Origin of the sequence: Streptomyces sp. SS1-1, from assembly GCF_008973465.1 — a bacterium.
In the GTDB taxonomy this organism is placed as follows: Bacteria; Actinomycetota; Actinomycetes; order Streptomycetales; family Streptomycetaceae; genus Streptomyces.
Map to the genome: position 1 here is coordinate 1,203,700 of NZ_WBXN01000004.1, position 17,966 is coordinate 1,221,665.

The window sequence follows — 17,966 nt, forward strand, 5'->3', positions numbered from 1 at the left end:
CCTTCGCGTAACCCATCTCTGCAACGAACGCAGGAATCCTACAAGGACTCGGACGTCCGGTACGCGCGCACCATCTCGACGAACAGCCCGTGGACGCGGTGGTCGCCGGTCAGCTCCGGGTGGAACGACGTGGCCAGCGCGTTGCCCTGGCGGACGGCCACGATGTGGCCGTCGTGCTCGGCGAGCACCTCGGCGCCGGCGCCGACGGACTCCACCCAGGGGGCCCGGATGAAGACGCCCTCCACCGGATCGCCCGGGATCTCCTTGACGTCGACGGCCGCCTCGAACGACTCGTTCTGGCGCCCGAAGGCGTTGCGGCGGACGATCATGTCGATGCCGCCGACGGTCTCCTGGCCCGAGCGCGGGTCGAGGATCTTGTCGGCGAGCATGATCATGCCGGCGCAGGTGCCGTAGACGGGCATGCCGGCGCGCACGCGCGCGCGGAGCGGTTCCATCAGCCCGAAGAGCACGGCCAGCTTGGAGATCGTGGTGGACTCCCCGCCGGGGATGACCAGGCCGTCGACCTCGGCCAGTTCCTCGGGGCGGCGCACCGGCCTGGCCACGGCGTCGGCCGCGGCCAGGGCGACGAGGTGCTCGCGCACGTCGCCCTGGAGCGCGAGCACTCCGATGACGGGTGAGGTCATCACCAGCCCCGGTTCGCGTAGCGCTCGGTCTCGGGCAGGGTGTCGCAGTTGATGCCGACCATGGCCTCGCCGAGGTTGCGGGACGCGTCCGCGATGATCTTGGGGTCGTCGTAGAAGGTGGTGGCCTTCACGATGGCGGCGGCGCGCTTGGCCGGGTCGCCGGACTTGAAGATGCCGGAGCCGACGAAGACGCCCTCGGCGCCGAGCTGGCGCATCAGGGCGGCGTCGGCGGGGGTGGCGACGCCACCGGCGGAGAACAGCACGACCGGGAGCTTGCCGAGCTCGGCGACCTCCTTGACCAGCTCGTACGGGGCGCGCAGCTCCTTGGCGGCGGCGTACAGCTCGTTGTTGTCGTAGCCGCGCAGCCGGGCGATCTCGTTCTTGATCTGGCGCAGGTGACGGACGGCCTCGACGACGTTGCCGGTGCCGGCCTCGCCCTTGGAGCGGATCATGGCCGCGCCCTCGGCGATCCGGCGCAGGGCCTCACCGAGGTTGGTGGCACCGCAGACGAACGGGGTGGTGAAGGCCCACTTGTCGGAGTGGTTGACCTCGTCGGCCGGGGTGAGCACCTCGGACTCGTCGATGTAGTCGACGCCGAGGGACTGCAGGACCTGGGCCTCGACGAAGTGGCCGATGCGGGACTTGGCCATGACGGGGATCGAGACGGCGTCGATGATGCCCTCGATCATGTCCGGGTCGGACATCCGGGCCACGCCGCCGTCCTTGCGGATGTCGGCGGGCACCCGCTCCAGGGCCATGACGGCGACCGCGCCCGCGTCCTCGGCGATCTTCGCCTGCTCCGGGGTGACGACGTCCATGATCACGCCGCCCTTGAGCTGCTCGGCCATGCCGCGCTTCACACGGGCGGTGCCGGTCTCGGGAGCCTGGTTTTCGGAGATGGACACGGGTGACCTCACAACGGGTGGAGAAGGGTTGCTGCGAGCATCGAGGAAACGGCAGCGGACCAGTCCACAGCAAGGGCCAATGAGGAGCCGGTGGCTCGTTTTCCGTGCCCGCCGGTGGCGCGCTCCGGTCAGGAGGCCCGTTCGACCAGGGCGGCGGGCGGCTCGTCGTCCATCTCGAAGGCCAGCGGGAAGGGGGCGTGGCCGGCCAGGCGGAACCAGCGGACCTTGCGGTGCCGGCGCAGGGCGCGGGCGGCGCGGACGGCGTCGTTGTGGAAGCGGCGGGCCATCGGCACCCGGCGGACCGCCTCGGTCAGCTCGCGGGCCGCCGCCTCGCCGCCGGGCGCCTCGCGGACCGCCTCCACCTGCTGGCTCTCGGCGAACACGGCGCGCAGGGCCTGGCTCAGCTCGCTCTCGGCGACCTCGCGCTGCTCCTCCTCGGCCTGCCGGGCCGCGTGCGCGGCCTCGTACAGCACGATCGAGGCGGCCGGGTCCAGGACGCCGGAGGTGGCCAGCTCCTGGGCGACGGAGGCGCGGCGCAGCAACTGGGCGTCGAGCGCGGCCCGGGCCGCGTCGATCCGGGCGTGCAGCCGGTCCAGCCGGCCGGCGGTCCAGCTGAGGTAGAGGCCGATCGCCACGAGGACGACGAGGATCCAGATGAGTGTCGCGGTCACGGCCGCAGACTAGCGGGGTGCCTCCGGCGGTTCGGGGCTCGGGGGCGGACGGTTCCACGCGGCGCCGGCGGCACCGAGGGCCCCTGCGCGGGCTCCCTCGGCGACTTCCGGGGGTCGGCCATCTTGTGCGGTCCCTGCGGGGCGAGGGCCGGTGCCCCCTGCGCGGGCGCCAGGAGCCCCTGGCCCAGGCCCTGGGGCAACCCCGGGGGACGGCGCCTGTGGGTCTGCCCCGCGCGTGCGGCATGGCCTGCGACTCCCGGGAGGCCGTCGGGGCCGCCCCGAGCCGGCCGGCGCACGAGGATCCACCCGCGCGGAGGCTCCCCCGCGACTCAGGCGGCGCAGGGGAGACCCGCGCCAGCCGCCCCCGCCGACGGTGGGAGGCTGCCCCGGCGACTTCGGGAGCCCTGCCACCAGTCCGCGCAGGCATCGCCGCTGTCCCGCGCGGGGCGCCTCCGGCGGTGCCAGGAACCCCGGCCACTCCCTCGCAGCCCCACCATGTGTGTGGGGGACGGCGCCTGCGGCTTCCGCGTCGGCGGCACATCGACGCCGCCTACGCGCGGGGCTCCCGCGGCCGGCGGCGGCCCACACACAGGGTGGGGCTCTGCCCGCAGGCGGGCCCGGCTTCCCGGAAACCCTCAGCAGGGCGCCAGCCCCAACCGCACCCTCAGTCCCGCGCCAGCCCCAACCGTGCCCTGAGGCCGCCCACCGGCCCCGTGCCCGAGGTGTCGTCGGTGGCCACCGCTGCCGCGCCCGCTGTGACCGTTTCGTAGACCGACATGATGTCCGCGCCGACCGTCGACCAGTCGAAGCGGCGGACGTGGGCGCTTCCCCGTTCGCGGAGTTCGGCGCGGCGGGCGGGGTCGGCCAGGAGGCGTACGGCGGCGTCGGCGAGGGCGTCCGCGTCCTCGTTGGCGAAGAGTTCGCCGGCCGCGCCCTGGTCCAGGACCTGGGCGAAGGCGTCGAGGTCGGAGGCGAGGACGGGCGCGCCCGCCGACAGGGCCTCGACCAGGATGATGCCGAAGCTCTCACCGCCGGTGTTGGGCGCCACGTACAGGTCGACGCTGCGCAGCAGCCTGGCCTTGTCCTCGTCGCTGACCATGCCGAGGAACTCGACACGGGAGCGCAGTTCGGCGGGCAGGTCTTCGACCGCCTCCTCCTCGTCGCCCCGGCCGGCCACGAGGAGCCGGGCCTCCGGGCGGGCGGCGAGGATCTTCGGCAGGGCCCGCATCAGCACCGGGAGGCCCTTGCGGGGCTCGTCGATGCGGCCGATGAAGCCGATGGTGTCGCCCTGCCAGTCGGGGTTGGGCTCGGCCCGGGCGAAGAAGTCGACGTCGACGCCGTTGGGGATGACGACCGCGTCACCGCCCAGGTGCTCCACCAGCGTCCGGCGGGCGTACTCGCTCACCGCGATCCGGGCGCTGATCTTCTCCAGGGCGGCCTGGAGGATCGCGTACGCCGCGATCATCGCGCGCGAGCGCGGGTTGGACGTGTGGAAGGTGGCGACGATCGGCCCCGAGGCCGCCCAGCAGGTGAGCAGGCCGAGGGACGGCGACGTCGGCTCGTGGATGTGGACGACGTCGAAGCGTCCGTCGTGCAGCCAGCGGCGCACCCGCGCGGCGGAGAGGAAGCCGAAGTTCAGCCGGGCGACCGAGCCGTTGTACGGCACCGGGACGGCCCGGCCCGCCGAGACGACGTACGGAGGCAGCGGGGTGTCGTCGTCGGCCGGCGCCAGCACGGACACCTCGTGCCCCTGCCGGATGAAGTACTCGGCGAGGTCCCGGATGTGGAACTGGACGCCTCCGGGCACGTCCCAGGAGTAGGGGCAGACGATGCCGATTCTCACGAGGTCCCCTTCGTGGGATCCAGGTCGGCGAGCCACAAGCGCTGGAGCATGTGCCAGTCCTCCGGATGTTCCGCGATACCCGTGGCGAAGGCGTCGGCCAGCGCCTGTGTCATGACAGACGTCTTCTCGGCGCGATTGCCTGACTCGGGCACCTCGACCGGCGGGTGGACGCGGCCCTGCATCACGGACGAGTCGTCGTACCAGAGCGTCACGGGCAGCAGCAGCGCCCCGGTCTGCTGGGCGAGCAGCGCCGGTCCGGCGGGCATCCGGGCGGTCGCGCCGAAGAAGTCGACCTCGACGCCGGAGGAGGACAGGTCGCGGTCGGCGACCAGGCAGACCAGGCCGCCGTCGCGTAGCCGGCGCGCCAGGGTGCCGAAGGCGCTGCCGCCGCTGTGCGGCAGGACCTCCATGCCGAGGCCCTCGCGGTACGCGACGAAGCGGTCGTAGAGCGTCTCGGGCTTGAGGCGCTCGGCGACCGTCGTGAACGGTGTCTTCAGTTCGGTGGTGACCCACGCACCGGCCAGGTCCCAGTTGGCCAGGTGGGGCAGGGCCAGTATCACGCCCTTCCCGGCGGCCAGCCCGTCGGTGAGATGGTGGACGTCCTTGGGCGCGAACCCCTCGCGCACCCGGTCCTCGCTCCAGGCGGGCAGCCGGAAGGACTCCATCCAGTAGCGCAGGTACGAGCGCATGCCCGCGCGCGAGAGCTCCGCCAGGCGTTCCGGGCTCGCGTCGGGCACCACGCGCGCGTAGTTGCTCTCCAGCCGCTGGACGCCCTTGCCCCGCTTCTTCCACGCCAGGTCGGCGATGGTGCGGCCGAGGCGCACGGCGGCCGGCTCGGGGAGCTTCTTCACGGTGCCCCAGCCGAGCCCGTACAGCGCGTCGGTGAGCCGGTCCTGGGCGCTCACGTGGCGGCCTCGCTCCCGTGCGAGGCGCTCTCCGGCTTGTCCGGCGCCTCGGCGGCCTCGGCCTCGGCGGACTCCCGGCGGACGGTGACGACCCGCTGGACCAGCGTGACGAGGCTGCCCACCGCGACGACCCACAGCGCCACCGGCAGCAGGTACTGGATGCCGGGCACGCCGAACTTGTGCAGTCCGGCGAAACCGGCCGCGACCAGCGAGATCACCAGGCGCTCGGCCCGCTCGACCAGACCGTTGACGGCGACCGGCAGGCCGATCGACTCGCCGCGGGCCTTGGTGTACGACACGACCTGGCCGCTGGCCAGGCAGAAGATCGACACCGCGCACAGCACGATGTCGTCGCCGCCCCCGGCGTACCAGAGGGCGAAGCCGCCGAAGATCGCGCCGTCGGCGACCCGGTCCAGGGTGGAGTCGAGGAAGGCGCCCCAGCGGCTGGAGCGGCCGAGCTGGCGCGCCATGTTGCCGTCGACGAGGTCGGAGAACACGAACAGCGTGATCACGACCGTGCCCCAGAAGAACTCGCCCATGGGGTAGAAGACCAGCGCGCCCGCGACCACGCCGGCGGTCCCGATCAGGGTGACGGTGTCGGGGCTGACGCCCCTTCTGATCAGAAATGAGGCGAACGGCGTGAGAACACGCGTGAAGAAAGCACGCGCGTACTTGTTCAGCATGGCCTTCCCGAGGGTCGGTGTGGCGCCGCGCGGCCCTTGCTGGCCACCGGCTGGCCCATCGTAGCCACGCGCGCGTGCGGGCGGCCGCCGGGCACTCGTCGTCGGTGCCCGTGGCCCGCCGGGACGGGGCGGCGGGCGCGGTCCCGTCCGTCGTATGGACGGGCCGTGCGGTGAGTGGAAAGCTCGAAGGACCGCGGGCGTCGTCGCAGCCGCCGTCGCTGGGGGCGCCTTCCGGGCCCGGGCCCGGGAGAGGGACCGTACGTCCGCGCCCACAGTGACCTCACCGTGCACGGGAGGCAGGAGCATGGGCGACAAGGCGAACGCACACCCCGGAGCCGCCGGCAGGGCTACGGCGGCCGACCACCCCACGTCCGTACGGAATGTGGTGCTGGTCGGCCACAGCGGTTCGGGCAAGACGACTCTGGTCGAGGCCCTCGCGCTGACGGCGGGGGCGGTGAACCGGGCGGGCCGCGTCGAGGACGGCGGCACCGTCTCCGACTACGACGAGATCGAGCACCGGCAGCACCGCTCGGTACAGCTCTCCCTGGTGCCCGTCGAATGGGACGGCATCAAGATCAATCTGCTGGACACCCCCGGCTACGCCGACTTCGTCGGGGAACTCAGGGCCGGTCTGCGCGCGGCGGACGCGGCCCTCTTCGTCGTCTCGGCCTCGGACGGCGTCGACGGCTCCACCCGCATGGTGTGGGACGAGTGCGCGGCCGTCGGCATGCCGCGCGCGATCGTCGTGACGCATCTGGAGGCGGCGCGGGCGAACTACGAGGAGATGACGCGGATCTGCGCGGAGGCGTTCGGCGGCGACGACCCCGACGCCGTGCTCCCGCTGTATCTGCCGCTGCACGGGGAGCCCGGCCCGGACGGGCACGCGCCCGTGACCGGTCTGATCGGCCTGCTGACGCAGAAGCTCTTCGACTACTCCACCGGGGAGCGCAAGGAGTCCGAACCGGGCGGCGACGAGCTGCCGCTGATCGAGGAGGCGCGCAACCGGCTGATCGAGGGGGTCATCGCGGAGAGCGAGGACGAGACCCTCATGGACCGCTATCTCGGCGGTGAGCAGATCGACGTGAAGACGCTCATCGGGGATCTGGAGCGGGCCATCGCGCGGGGCACGTTCTTCCCCGTCCTGGCCGCCGCCCCGGCCGCCGAGGGCGCCCGGCAGGGTCTCGGCACCGTCGAGGTGCTGGAGCTGATCACCCGCGGCTTCCCGACCCCGCTGGAGCGGCCGGCGCCCGCGGTGACCACGCTCGACGGCCGGCCGCGCGAGCTGAAGCCGTGCGACCCGGACAGTCCGCTGGTCGCCGAGGTCGTGAAGACCGCGTCGGACCCCTACGTCGGCCGGATCTCGCTGGTGCGCGTCTTCTCCGGCACGCTGCGGCCCGACGAGACGGTGCACGTGTCCGGGCACGGCATGGAGGACCGCGGTCACGAGGACCACGACGTCGACGAGCGCGTCGGCGCGCTGTCGGCGCCCTTCGGCAAGCAGCAGCGCACCCTCAGCCACTGCATCGCGGGCGACCTCGCGTGCGTGGCCAAGCTGAGCCGCGCGGAGACCGGGGACACCCTGTCGTCGAAGGACGACCCGCTGCTGATGGAGCCCTGGCAGATGCCGGACCCGCTGCTGCCGCTGGCCATCCAGGCGCACAGCAAGGCCGACGAGGACAAGCTGTCGCAGGGCCTGGCCCGCCTGGTCGCCGAGGACCCGACGATGCGCCTGGAGCAGAACCAGGCCACCCACCAGGTGGTGCTGTGGGCGCTGGGCGAGGCCCACGCCGACGTCGCACTGGAACGGCTGCGCAGCCGGTACGGGGTGCAGGTCGACGTCGTGCCGTACAAGGTGTCGCTGCGGGAGACGTTCGCGGGCAAGGCGGCGGGCCGCGGCCGGCATGTGAAGCAGTCCGGCGGGCACGGGCAGTACGCCGTCTGCGAGATCGAGGTCGAGCCGCTGCCCGGCGGTTCGGGCATCGAGTTCGTGGACAAGGTCGTCGGCGGCGCGGTGCCGCGCCAGTTCATCCCGTCCGTGGAGAAGGGCGTGCGCGCCCAGGCGGCGAAGGGGGTCGCGGCCGGTCATCCGCTGGTCGACGTCCGGGTCACCCTGCTCGACGGCAAGGCGCACTCGGTCGACTCCTCCGACGCGGCCTTCCAGACGGCCGGCGCGCTCGCGCTGCGCGAGGCCGCGGGCGAGACGAAGATCCATCTGCTGGAGCCGGTGGCGGAGGTGTCCGTGCTGGTCGGCGACGACTACGTCGGGGCCGTGATGAGCGACCTGTCCGGACGGCGGGGCCGTGTCCTCGGCACCGAGCAGACCAGCGGCGGGCGCACGCTGATCAAGGCCGAGGTACCCGAGATCGAGATCGGCCGGTACGCCATCGATCTGCGGTCGCTGTCGCACGGCACGGCCCGGTTCAGCCGGCGGTACGCGCGGCACGAGCCGATGCCGCAGCAGATCGCGGAGCGGGTCAGGGAGGAGGCGCGGGTGGCGTCCTAGCGCGCGCCGGGCGCCGCCCGGTCGCTCCACGCGCGCCGGAGCGCCACGAAAACGCGCCGGAGCCTTCCGGACGCCACGTGGAGCGCTCCCCTCCCCGTCGGCGGGCGGCTTCGGCCGTCCGCCGACGGATGTCGGTGGCTGGGGATACGCTGATCATCGATCGGCGTCCGATCAACAGGTGTGCGCCGTACGGAAGTCGGGAAGGCCGCAGGAGCGACAGTGCGGCGAGTGGGGGCGGGAATGACCGTTGAAGGCGGTTACGCGGACATCTTCGGTCCGCAGGTGCCGCGCACGGCCGGTGAGGGGCAGACGGCGACCTTCGCGCTGGCCTCGGCGGCCTATCGCGACAACCCGTACGAGGACATCAAGAAGGCCGACAACGAGTGGCACAAGACGGACGTCAAGGCGGGCCGCGGCTGGGCGAAGATCTTCCGGCCCAATCTCGGTGAGGCGTTCTCGCGGGCCGTGGTCGACCGCATGCTCGGCGACGGCCGCAAGCCGCTGATCCAGTCCTTCGGCACCGAGCCGCAGGTCGTGGTCGAGCACTGCCTGGCCGCGAACAACATCCGCAAGGCCCGGGACCGCACCCTCAGCACGATCATGGTCGTCTGCGGTCTGCTGTTCCTGCCCGGCCTCCTGGTGTGGCTGCTCGTCTTCACGCTGCGCACCACCATCGTGAAGCGGGACGCCAAGCGGGGCGGGGCGCTCGGCTCCGTGCTCCTCGTCGCGATGGGCGCGCTGGCCGTGCTGTTCCTGCTGAAGATGCCGTTCACCGGCCTCTGGGCGTGGTACGCGCGCGCCTCCGTGGTGATGCCGGTCCTGGGCTGGTTCTGGGCGAAGCAGGTGTGCGAGCGCACCGCGCGGGACCTGCGGGAGCGCTGGGACAGCCTGCTCGCGGGCAGCAGCGTCGGCGCGAAGGTGCCGGAGGCGGTGCCGGCCAGTCCCAACGAGACGCAGGCCGAGCATCTGCGCCAGGCGCTGGCCAAGCTCAGCGCCGAGCAGCAGTCCAACTCGGTCTTCTACGCCGGCCCCAAGGGCATACTCGGCATGGGCACCCGCTGGGGCAGCTGGCAGCTGGCCGAGGAGCTGGTGCCCGCCGACGCCGACCGTGAGATCCACCCGTTCCGCAGCTGGGACGTGATCCGCGCGATCCACGACCAGCTGAGCATGCTCGAGCGCGGCCCGCTGAACTCGGGCGGTTTCCCCAAGCCCTCGATACGCCACTGGATCGTCACGCCGATCGCCGAGGGCGCCTCGGCGGTGTCCCGGCCGGAGGGCACGGACGTCGAGGCGTACCAGGTGAAGCCGCACGCGATACAGGAGATCTGCAACAAGCAGCAGTTCGGCAGCGGTGACCGGCACTATCTGGGCGTCCAGTGGACGCTGTGGGACGGCCAGCTGATCATCACCATGCTGATCACGGTGACCGTGCTGCACGAGACGCTGCGCATCGAGGTGACGGGCCACGCCCTCGGCCCGGTCAACGGGCTCTTCCAGGAGAAGCCGGAGGCGCCGAAGAAGGAGGTCGCCAAGTCGCTGAAGCCGTGGGAGACCCGCTCGGTGAAGCTGCCGCTGGTCGGCACCGACGAGGTGGTGCGGCTGGCGGTGCGGGCGCCGCTCTCCTGGTATCCCCCGGCGCTGAACTGGCTGGGCGGGACGATCGCCCTGCCCGAGCCGTTCGGGCTGCGGCACGCCTGGGCCGATCAGCCGTGGCGGCACCGCTTCATGGCCGACGACGCCCTGCGCGCCGCCACCCCGGTGCTGCGGGCCGTGCACGCCTCGGCGATCAGGGTCCTCGCGGAGAACGGCGTGGACACCGAGAAGTTCGGTGCCCGCTCGGCGTTCCTCAGCACGGCCGTGCAGGACCCCTCACCGCGCAAGGCGGACGTCTACGACGCGTAGGCGCTGCGGCGACGAGCCGACGGAGGGGCCGGGCCGGCCCCTCCCCCGCGGTCAGGCGGTCGGCCAGGCCTCCGCCAGCATCTTGCGGGTGTCGGCGAGGAGCTGCGGCAGCACGCGCGTGTGCCCGACGACCGGCATGAAGTTCGTGTCCCCGCCCCAGCGCGGCACGATGTGCTGGTGGAGGTGGGCGGCGATCCCGGCACCGGCGACCGTGCCCTGGTTCATGCCGATGTTGAAGCCGTGGGCACCCGACGCGGTGCGCAGGGCCGTCATCGCCTGCTTGGTCAGCGCCCCCAGCTCGGCGGTCTCCGGCTCGGTGAGGTCGGTGTAGTCGGCAACATGGCGGTAGGGCACGACCATGAGGTGCCCGCCGTTGTACGGGTACAGGTTGAGGACCGCGTACACCTGCTCGCCGCGCCGGACGACCAGCCCGTCCTCGTCGGATTTGGCCGGGATCGAGCAGAAGGGGCAGCCGTCGTCCGCTCCGGGACCGGTCGGCTTGTTCTCACCCTGGATGTAGGCCATCCGATGGGGCGTCCACAGGCGCTGGAACGCGTCCTGGATGCCCACTCCCCACTGCTGCTCCGGCTCACTCGTCATGCGTGCAGCATATGGCTTCGACCGTTCCCGGCGTGTCGCCGGGGCGCGGGGGCGGCGGGCACCGGCCAAGCTGGGCGCGTGGACGACGACAGCCCCTCCGCCCGCTGGGAGCAGCGCACCGAGATCCCGCTGTTCCTGGCGTCGCTGCTCTTCCTGGCCGCCTACGCGGCCCGCGTCCTCGCGGTGAGCATGCCGCAGTTCTGGAAGGACCTGTGCGTGTACACGATGGTCGCGCTGTGGCTGCTGTTCGCCGCCGACTTCGTGGTGCGCCGGAAGCTCAGCGGGGAGCGCTTCCCGCACTTCGTGAGGACCCACTTCCTGCACACGGTCGTGGTCCTGCTGCCGTTGCTGCGCCCCCTGCGGATCGTGCCGCTCTACGACGTCATCCAGCGCCGGCAGGGGGAGCCCCGGCTGTCCCTGCACGCCCGTGTGATCGCCTACGCGAGCCTGTCCACGCTGCTCCTCGGCTTCGCCGGCGCCCTGGCCGTCTTCCATCTGGAACGCGGGGCGCCCGGCGCCACCATGCGGACCTTCGGCGACGCCGTGTGGTGGACGGCGGCGACCCTCAGCACCGTCGGCTACGGCGACATCACACCGGTGACCTTCGGAGGCCGGACGATCGCGATCGGCATGATGGCGGGCGGGCTGGCCCTGTTGGGCGCGGTGACCGGGTCGTTCTCCTCGTGGCTGCTGCAGGTCTTCACCCGCGAGAGCGACAAGAGGCCCCCGGAGAGCTGAGCTTCCGGGGGCCTCCTGGAGCCGGTGGATCAGACCTGCGCCCGCTCCTCGACGACCTTCGCGATCTTGGCGATGGCCTCGTCGAACGGGATGCCGTTCTCCTGGGAGCCGTCGCGGTAGCGGAAGGAGACGGCGTTGTTCGCCATGTCCTCGTCGCCCGCGATGACCATGAAGGGCACCTTCTGCTTCTGGGCGTTGCGGATCTTCTTCTGCATCCGGTCCGAGGAGGAGTCGACCTCGACGCGCAGCCCCTGCTTCTTCGCGGCGGCGGCGAACTTCTCCAGGTACTCGATGTGCGCGTCGCCGATCGGGATGCCGAGCGCCTGCACCGGGGCCAGCCACGCCGGGAAGGCGCCCGCGTAGTGCTCCAGGAGCACCGCGAAGAACCGCTCGATCGAGCCGAACAGCGCACGGTGGATCATGACGGGACGCTGCTTGGAGCCGTCGGCGGAGGTGTACTCCAGGTCGAAGCGCTCCGGCAGGTTGAAGTCGAGCTGGATCGTCGACATCTGCCAGGTTCGGCCGATGGCGTCCTTGGCCTGGACGGAGATCTTCGGGCCGTAGAAGGCGGCGCCGCCCGGGTCCGCGACCAGTTCCAGGTTCTGCTTCTCGGCGACCTGGCGCAGCGTCTCGGTGGCCTCCTCCCACGCCTCGTCGGTGCCGACGAACTTCTCCGGGTCCTTGGTGGACAGCTCCAGGTAGAAGTCGGTCAGGCCGTAGTCGCGCAGCAGGTTCAGGACGAAGGTGAGGGTCTTGTCGAGCTCCTCGGACATCTGCTCGCGGGTGCAGTAGATGTGCGCGTCGTCCTGGGTGAAGCCGCGGGCACGGGTGAGGCCGTGCACGACGCCCGACTTCTCGTACCGGTACACGGTCCCGAACTCGAAGAGGCGCAGCGGCAGCTCACGGTAGGAACGCCCGCGCGCGTCGAAGATCAGGTTGTGCATCGGGCAGTTCATGGGCTTGAGGTAGTAGTCCACGCCCTCGTCGAGCTGCATGGGCGGGTACATGCCGTCGGCGTACCAGTCCAGGTGGCCCGAGGTCTCGAAGAGCTTCCCCTTCGTCGCGTGCGGGGTGTAGACGAACTCGTAGCCCTCCTCCTCGTGCCGGCGGCGCGAGTAGTCCTCCATGACCCGGCGGATGATGCCGCCCTTGGGGTGGAAGACGGCGAGGCCGGAGCCGATCTGCTCGGGGATCGAGAACAGGTCGAGCTCGCTGCCGAGCTTGCGGTGGTCGCGCTTCTCGGCCTCGGCGAGGAACTCCAGGTGCGCCTTCAGCTCGTCCTTGGAGGGCCAGGCGGTGCCGTAGATGCGCTGGAGCATCGGGTTCTTCTCGCTGCCGCGCCAGTAGGCGGCCGCGTTGCGCATGAGCTTGAACGCCGGGATGTTCCGGGTGGTGGGCAGGTGGGGACCGCGGCAGAGGTCCTTCCAGCACAGTTCGCCGGTCTTGGCGTCGAGGTTGTCGTAGATCGTCAGCTCGCCGGCGCCGACCTCGACGTCCGCGCCGTCGTCGTGCGACGCGGAGCCCTTGAGGCCGATCAGCTCCAGCTTGTACGGCTCGTCGGCCAGCTCCTCGCGGGCGTCCTCGTCGGTGACGACGCGGCGCGCGAACCTCTGGCCCCGCTTCTGGATCTCCTGCATCTTCTTCTCGATGGCCTTGAGATCCTCGGGGGTGAACGGCTTCTCGACGTCGAAGTCGTAGTAGAAGCCGTCCTTCACGGGCGGGCCGATGCCCAGCTTGGCCTCGGGGAAGAGCTCCTGCACCGCCTGGGCCATCACGTGCGCGGTGGAGTGGCGCAGGATGTTCAGGCCGTCCTCGGAGGAGATCTCGACGCCCTCGACCTCGTCGCCGTCGGAGAGCACGTACGACAGGTCCCTGAGCTCGCCGCCCACGCGCGCGGCGATGACGGAGCGCTCGCCGGCGAAGAGGTCGGCGGCCGTAGTGCCCGTCGTCACCACGCGCTCTTCCCGCTCGGAATCGCGTTGGATGATCACACGGACGTCTGACACCGGTCTCTCCTGACTGAAGGTGGGGTGCGGCGCCATACCAGGAGCGCGCGCATGACTGCGATCGTACCGACCCGCGACCGCCGATCGCGAAACGGATATCGCGGCCCCCGCCGTCTCCGGCCGCCGTCAGTCGCCGCCGTCCTCCCCCGCGCACACCTCTTCGAAGAAGTCCAGATCCTCCTGGAGCGCCTTCATCAGCCGGTCCCGCTCGGCGTCGTCGACCTGCACCGGGACCACCTCGGAGGCCCCGGCCAGCCTGCGGAAGCCGCCCCGGCTCTCCAGCCGGCCGCGCACCCGCACCGGCAGCCCGACGAGGTGCGCGCGCCCGGCGATGCGGTACGCCTCCTCGTCCAGGGTCAGCCGGACGTGGGCGACCTCGGCGCCCGCGAGGACGCGCAGCCGGACGGTGCCCTCGCCGCGGGTGCCGGTCCGGCGCATCCGCACGACGGCGCCGGTGATCAGCGCCGGCACGGACGGCTCCTCGCGCAGATAGCGGGCCGCGGCCGCCCTCAGGACGGGCAGGTCGCCGGGCGAGAACTCGACGGGCTCGCCGTCGGCCGCGCAGTCCTCGGGTACGCCCGCGGCGGGCGCCCACGCCACGGCGACGCGCGCGCCCTCGGTGCCGCGCACCAGGGCGATCAGTCCTTCGACCAGTTCCCGGCTGACGCCCGCCTCGACGGCTCCGTCGAAGGCGTCCATGCCGCCGGTGGCCCGCTGGTAGTCGACGGCCTCGCGGGCCGCGTACAGCGCGTGGTGGAGGCGTACGGCGAGGGGGCGGCCGGTGGCGACGGGCACGAAGGCGGTGAGGCCGCGGCCGTCGGGCGCGGAGCCGACGAGAACGTCGTCCAGCAGGCCGGCGGCCGCGCGGCGGTGCCGGGCGCCGTGGTATCCGGCCCGGGCGCGGGTGGCGAGGGCGGCGGCGAGCAGGGTGCGGCGGGCGGCGGTGCGCAGTTCCTCCTCGGCGGTCCAGGGCGCCGCCCCGGCCGGGCCCGCCGGCGCGTCCCGCCACCAGCGGATCTCGTCGCTGGGTACGGCGAGGCAGACCAGCACCTCGCGGGCGGCGGGGGTGCCGCTGCGGGACAGCGCGGTCAGCGCCTCGGCGAGCAGGTCGTCGCTGTCGGGGAAGGCCCGGGACTCCGGGACGAGCAGGCTGGTGCCGCCGCCGGCCGGTCCGGGCGGGGTCCAGCGCCCGTAGCGGCCGGCCGCTCCCCCGCGCCGCTGCCAGCCGTGCCGGCGCAGCAGGACGCCGAGGACGGCGGGGTCGACGTCGCCGGGCACGGGGGCCCGGTCCCAGGCGGCGTCGACGGGGTGGGGCCGGACCGGGCGGGCGGGCTCCTGGAGCGGGCGGTGCGTCATGGTCTGCCTCCGGTCCCGACCCGCGTCATGATCTCGCAGAGCGCCCGGTCGTCGAAGATGCGGGAGGTCGGTATCCGCACGGTGGTGCGGCGCCGGCCGGTGATCGCGTGGCCGGCGAGGTTGACCCAGTAGCAGCAGTGCCGCAGGTCGAGCCGGTCGTGTCCGGCGCGCAGCCACTGCTCCTGGGAGCGGGGCACGATCATCACGACGAGGATCTTGTGCACCGAGACCGGGGTGCGGGCGAGCTTCGCCAGATGGGCGTTGTCGAGCGTGAAGGAGAAGTGGCGGCCGGGCGGATCGGGCGCCACCTGGTACGTCGCCTTCAGCTGCACCTTGATGGTGACCTCGTCGTCGACGGTGTGGCCGGGCGCGCTGTGGCTGACGTGCCAGTCGATGCCGTTGTCCGGGAACGGCTGGGACAGCGAGCATCCCGCCGCCGCGGCGACCGCGTGCAGATAGCCCACCTGCAGTGTCTCCATGCACGCGGTGGTGGCGAGTGAACCGCGAGGGGGGCCCGTCCGTTCGGGCAGCAGCCCGCCCCGCTCGGGCTGCGCAATCGCCATGACGAACAGCCTTCCAGGCAGAGTGAATCCCCGTGGCGGGCCGCTGAACTGCAAAGACCCGCACTCCTGTTGTGTCCTTCCGGCGTACGCCGCAAACGGCCCGGGTATCACCAAACGGGCAGAAGACGGGACGTCAGCTGCCATGGATGGACAAGGGGTTGAGCGGTATGGGGTGCTGGTACGAAGGCCCGCTGGCGGCATTCGACACGGAGACGACAGGCGTGGACGTCGAGACCGACCGGATCGTCTCGGCGGCCGTCGTGGTGCAGGACGCCCCGGGGACCCGGCCCCGGGTGACGCGATGGCTGGTGAACCCGGGTGTCCCGGTGCCGGAGGCGGCGACCGCGGTGCACGGCCTGACGGAGGATCACCTCCAGCGCAACGGCCGCTGGCCGGCGCCGGTGATGCAGGAGATAGCCGAGGAGCTGGCGGTGCAGGCCACGGCGGGCCGGCCGCTGGTGGTGATGAACGCGCCGTTCGATCTGACGCTGCTGGACCGCGAGTTGCGGCGGCACCGTGCCTCGTCGCTGTCCCGCTGGTTCGAGAGCGCGTCGCTGACGGTGCTCGACCCGCGCGTCCTCGACAAGCACCTCGACCGCTACCGCAAGGGGCGCCGCACCCTGACCGACCTGTGCGCGCACTACGAGGTCGAGCTGGAGGACGCGCACGACGCGGCGGCCGACGCGCTGGCGTCGCTGGAGGTCGTCCGCGCGGTGGCCCGCCGCTTCGCGGCCCGCCTGGAACGGCTCTCCCCGGCGGAGCTGCACACCCTGCAGGCGGTGTGGCACGCGGCACAGGCGCGCGGCCTGCAGGCGTGGTTCGCGCGCAGCGGCACGGAGGAGTCGGTGGACCCGTCCTGGCCCCTGCGCCCGGACCTGCCGGCGGCGGCCTGAACAGCGGAAAAGCCGGCCCGCTCGACGCGGACCGGCTTTCTCCCCGATGAAGGGAGGGAGCTCTCATTCGAAAACAATACCGATGCCCCATAGGGTGATCGATTCGCATATGTCTCAGAATTGTCACCGATTGCGGGCGACCGCATGCACTATCCCAGAGTGCGCTAATCATGCTGCATGGCAACCAACTTGGAGCGCACACTCCTTATTTCGAACATCACCCTGAACATTGTCGGCATCGGCTCCACTGCACTCAGCGTCATCGTCGACACGCCTGAATGGGTGCTCCCAGCGGGGATCACCGCTTTGGGAGTCGGCGTCGTGTGGGCTCTGTGCACGTACGTTCCGTTCAACGGGTCGGCAGTCGCCCGCAACCTGACGCTCGGGCTCACCGCCCTGATCGCGGCTGTGCTCGTGGGGTTCACGTGGCCCGACAGACCCAACAGCGTCCCGGGCAACAGCCCTTCGGCGGCGTCCACTAAGTCGTCGTGGGAAAAGACGGTCGCCCGCCTCAAGAAGAGCATCGAGCCGGGCCACCATGCATCGATCGAATGCAAGATCGCCGTCTCGGGCACCGGCTGGATCCCGGATCACTTCGACATCTGGACCGCCATCCTCAACGACGCGAACGGAACCCCCGACACGTCACGGCTGTTCGGTCTGGAAAAGGCTGTCGCGTCCACCGGCGATTCATGGGCGACCAAGCATTTCTCCGTCGGCGTGCCGAAGCCCAAGAACAAGCACTACTGGATCTACGTGTACCTGGTGCACGAGGACGCCAGTTCGGTGCTGAGTAATGTCGTGCCCCGTGAGGGAAGCCAGAAGCCGACCCTGGACAGTCCCATCGAGCGGGCCACTCTCCTGGACCGGATCCCCGTCGAGCGTGCGGCCGACGCGACGTGCTGACGCATAGGGCCCCGGATGCCGGTGCTGGGCACCGCGCGATCAGGGCGATGCAAGAAGCGGTCACACGGACCGCGGTCGGCAGTGACGCGCCCCGGGCCGCGCTCGCGGACATCCACCGCGGCGCACGGGTGCGGGCCTAGATACCCCGGAGTACCGGCCACACAGCAGAAGGGGCCGTCCGTGTGGACGGCCCCTTCCGGGTACCAGGTGCCAATGAACTTCTCACTGGTGGGCGATACTGGGTTCGAACCAGTGACCTCTTCGGTGTGAACGAAGCGCTCTCCCACTGAGCTAATCGCCCGGGAACGCACTGAACCATACAGGTCCCCGCGCGGTTCCTTCAAACCGCTTCGCGACGTTCGGCCAGGAACGCCAGCAGGCCGCGGCGGCCCGCGCGCATCATCAGCCGGTGGTTGGCGCGGAACAGCGGCCGGCCCGGCACGGCGAACCGGCGCAGCAGCGGCTTGTTCACGTCGACGACCTGGTCGTAGCGGGCCAGGCACCCGGCGCCGTGCGGGGTGACGGTCCAGCGCGCCCAGCCGTCGAGGTCCCCGGAGAGGGCGATCTCCAGGACGCCGGCGGCGCGGTCGCGCCGCACCTCGCGGGCGGTGAACGTCAGGTCGTAGGGCAGCAGCGACCGTACGGTGATCACGCCGGTGGTGGCGTCGATGCGGCGCACCTCGCGGACCTGCGGCCACCAGCGCGGGTAGTCCTCGGCGTGCTCCAGCACCTCGTGGACGACGGCGGGCGGCGCGGGGAGTTCCCACAGGCTGCGGAAGCGGTAGTGGCTCCAGTCCATGCGCGCAGTGTGCCCCGCCCGGGCGGGTCCGCACGTTATCTGAGTACGT

At 71.8% G+C, this 17,966-nt stretch carries 16 protein-coding genes and 1 tRNA gene; 5 read left to right on the top strand and 12 right to left on the bottom strand.

Translation table 11 applies throughout. The features are described from left to right. Positions 1–38: 38 nt before the first annotated feature. The 6 genes from pdxT to pgsA form a co-directional block, all read right to left on the bottom strand. Positions 39–644, bottom strand: a complete 606-nt coding sequence (pdxT, locus tag F8R89_RS06555; protein WP_151783073.1) for a pyridoxal 5'-phosphate synthase glutaminase subunit PdxT — start codon at positions 642–644, stop codon at positions 39–41. After that, positions 644–1,549: a pyridoxal 5'-phosphate synthase lyase subunit PdxS gene (gene pdxS, locus F8R89_RS06560; RefSeq protein ID WP_062674254.1), complete on the bottom strand. Its 906-nt coding sequence runs from the start codon at positions 1,547–1,549 to the stop codon at positions 644–646. Before pdxS ends, pdxT begins: the two co-directional genes overlap by 1 nt. A gap of 128 nt (positions 1,550–1,677) precedes the next feature. Beyond that, positions 1,678–2,220, bottom strand: coding sequence for a hypothetical protein (locus tag F8R89_RS06565; RefSeq protein WP_151783074.1), 543 nt, complete (start codon positions 2,218–2,220; stop codon positions 1,678–1,680). A gap of 664 nt (positions 2,221–2,884) precedes the next feature. After that, entirely contained in the window at positions 2,885–4,063 is a 1,179-nt protein-coding gene (locus F8R89_RS06570) for a glycosyltransferase family 4 protein (protein ID WP_151783075.1), read from the bottom strand. Further along, entirely contained in the window at positions 4,060–4,968 is a 909-nt protein-coding gene (locus F8R89_RS06575) for a phosphatidylinositol mannoside acyltransferase (RefSeq protein ID WP_151783076.1), read from the bottom strand. The genes F8R89_RS06570 and F8R89_RS06575 overlap by 4 nt, the downstream gene beginning before the upstream one ends. Then, positions 4,965–5,651 (bottom strand): phosphatidylinositol phosphate synthase, encoded by a 687-nt coding sequence (gene pgsA / locus F8R89_RS06580; RefSeq protein WP_151783077.1) that lies wholly within the window; start codon positions 5,649–5,651, stop codon positions 4,965–4,967. The genes F8R89_RS06575 and pgsA overlap by 4 nt, the downstream gene beginning before the upstream one ends. 304 nt (positions 5,652–5,955) lie before the next feature. On the opposite strand from pgsA, the gene F8R89_RS06585 reads away from it, so the two are divergent. Both F8R89_RS06585 and F8R89_RS06590 read left to right on the top strand, forming a co-directional pair. Then, entirely contained in the window at positions 5,956–8,154 is a 2,199-nt protein-coding gene (locus F8R89_RS06585; RefSeq protein WP_151783078.1) for an elongation factor G-like protein EF-G2, read from the top strand. A gap of 240 nt (positions 8,155–8,394) precedes the next feature. Further along, positions 8,395–10,056, top strand: a complete 1,662-nt coding sequence (locus tag F8R89_RS06590) for a hypothetical protein (RefSeq protein WP_151783079.1) — start codon at positions 8,395–8,397, stop codon at positions 10,054–10,056. A gap of 51 nt (positions 10,057–10,107) precedes the next feature. Here F8R89_RS06590 and F8R89_RS06595 read toward each other — a convergent pair whose 3' ends face one another. Further along, positions 10,108–10,656 carry an HIT family protein gene (locus F8R89_RS06595; RefSeq protein ID WP_108705995.1) on the bottom strand — a complete coding sequence of 183 codons (549 nt, stop codon included), beginning with the start codon at positions 10,654–10,656 and terminating at the stop codon, positions 10,108–10,110. Positions 10,657–10,734: 78 nt separating this feature from the next. On the opposite strand from F8R89_RS06595, the gene F8R89_RS06600 reads away from it, so the two are divergent. Continuing rightward, the gene (locus F8R89_RS06600) at positions 10,735–11,394 is read left to right on the top strand and encodes a potassium channel family protein (RefSeq protein WP_151783080.1); all 660 of its coding nucleotides are present in this window, start codon (positions 10,735–10,737) and stop codon (positions 11,392–11,394) included. 29 nt (positions 11,395–11,423) lie between these two features. On the opposite strand, the gene thrS is transcribed toward F8R89_RS06600, so the two are convergent. The 3 genes from thrS to F8R89_RS06615 form a co-directional block, all read right to left on the bottom strand. Next, positions 11,424–13,400, bottom strand: coding sequence for a threonine--tRNA ligase (thrS, locus tag F8R89_RS06605; protein ID WP_151783081.1), 1,977 nt, complete (start codon positions 13,398–13,400; stop codon positions 11,424–11,426). A gap of 126 nt (positions 13,401–13,526) precedes the next feature. Then, on the bottom strand, positions 13,527–14,756 hold the full coding sequence (locus tag F8R89_RS06610) for a hypothetical protein (RefSeq protein WP_151783082.1): 1,230 nt from the start codon (positions 14,754–14,756) through the stop codon (positions 13,527–13,529). Continuing rightward, positions 14,753–15,319 carry a DUF4365 domain-containing protein gene (locus tag F8R89_RS06615; RefSeq protein ID WP_151783083.1) on the bottom strand — a complete coding sequence of 189 codons (567 nt, stop codon included), beginning with the start codon at positions 15,317–15,319 and terminating at the stop codon, positions 14,753–14,755. Before F8R89_RS06615 ends, F8R89_RS06610 begins: the two co-directional genes overlap by 4 nt. Positions 15,320–15,486: 167 nt before the next feature. On the opposite strand from F8R89_RS06615, the gene F8R89_RS06620 reads away from it, so the two are divergent. Both F8R89_RS06620 and F8R89_RS06625 read left to right on the top strand, forming a co-directional pair. Further along, positions 15,487–16,212: a 3'-5' exonuclease gene (locus F8R89_RS06620; protein ID WP_151788014.1), complete on the top strand. Its 726-nt coding sequence runs from the start codon at positions 15,487–15,489 to the stop codon at positions 16,210–16,212. Between the two features lie 177 nt (positions 16,213–16,389). Continuing rightward, on the top strand, positions 16,390–17,118 hold the full coding sequence (locus F8R89_RS06625; protein ID WP_151783084.1) for a hypothetical protein: 729 nt from the start codon (positions 16,390–16,392) through the stop codon (positions 17,116–17,118). Between the two features lie 226 nt (positions 17,119–17,344). Here F8R89_RS06625 and F8R89_RS06630 read toward each other — a convergent pair. Next, positions 17,345–17,419 (bottom strand) — tRNA-Val (locus tag F8R89_RS06630). 39 nt (positions 17,420–17,458) lie between these two features. Further along, positions 17,459–17,917 carry an SRPBCC family protein gene (locus F8R89_RS06635; RefSeq protein WP_151783085.1) on the bottom strand — a complete coding sequence of 153 codons (459 nt, stop codon included), beginning with the start codon at positions 17,915–17,917 and terminating at the stop codon, positions 17,459–17,461. Positions 17,918–17,966 lie beyond the last annotated feature (49 nt).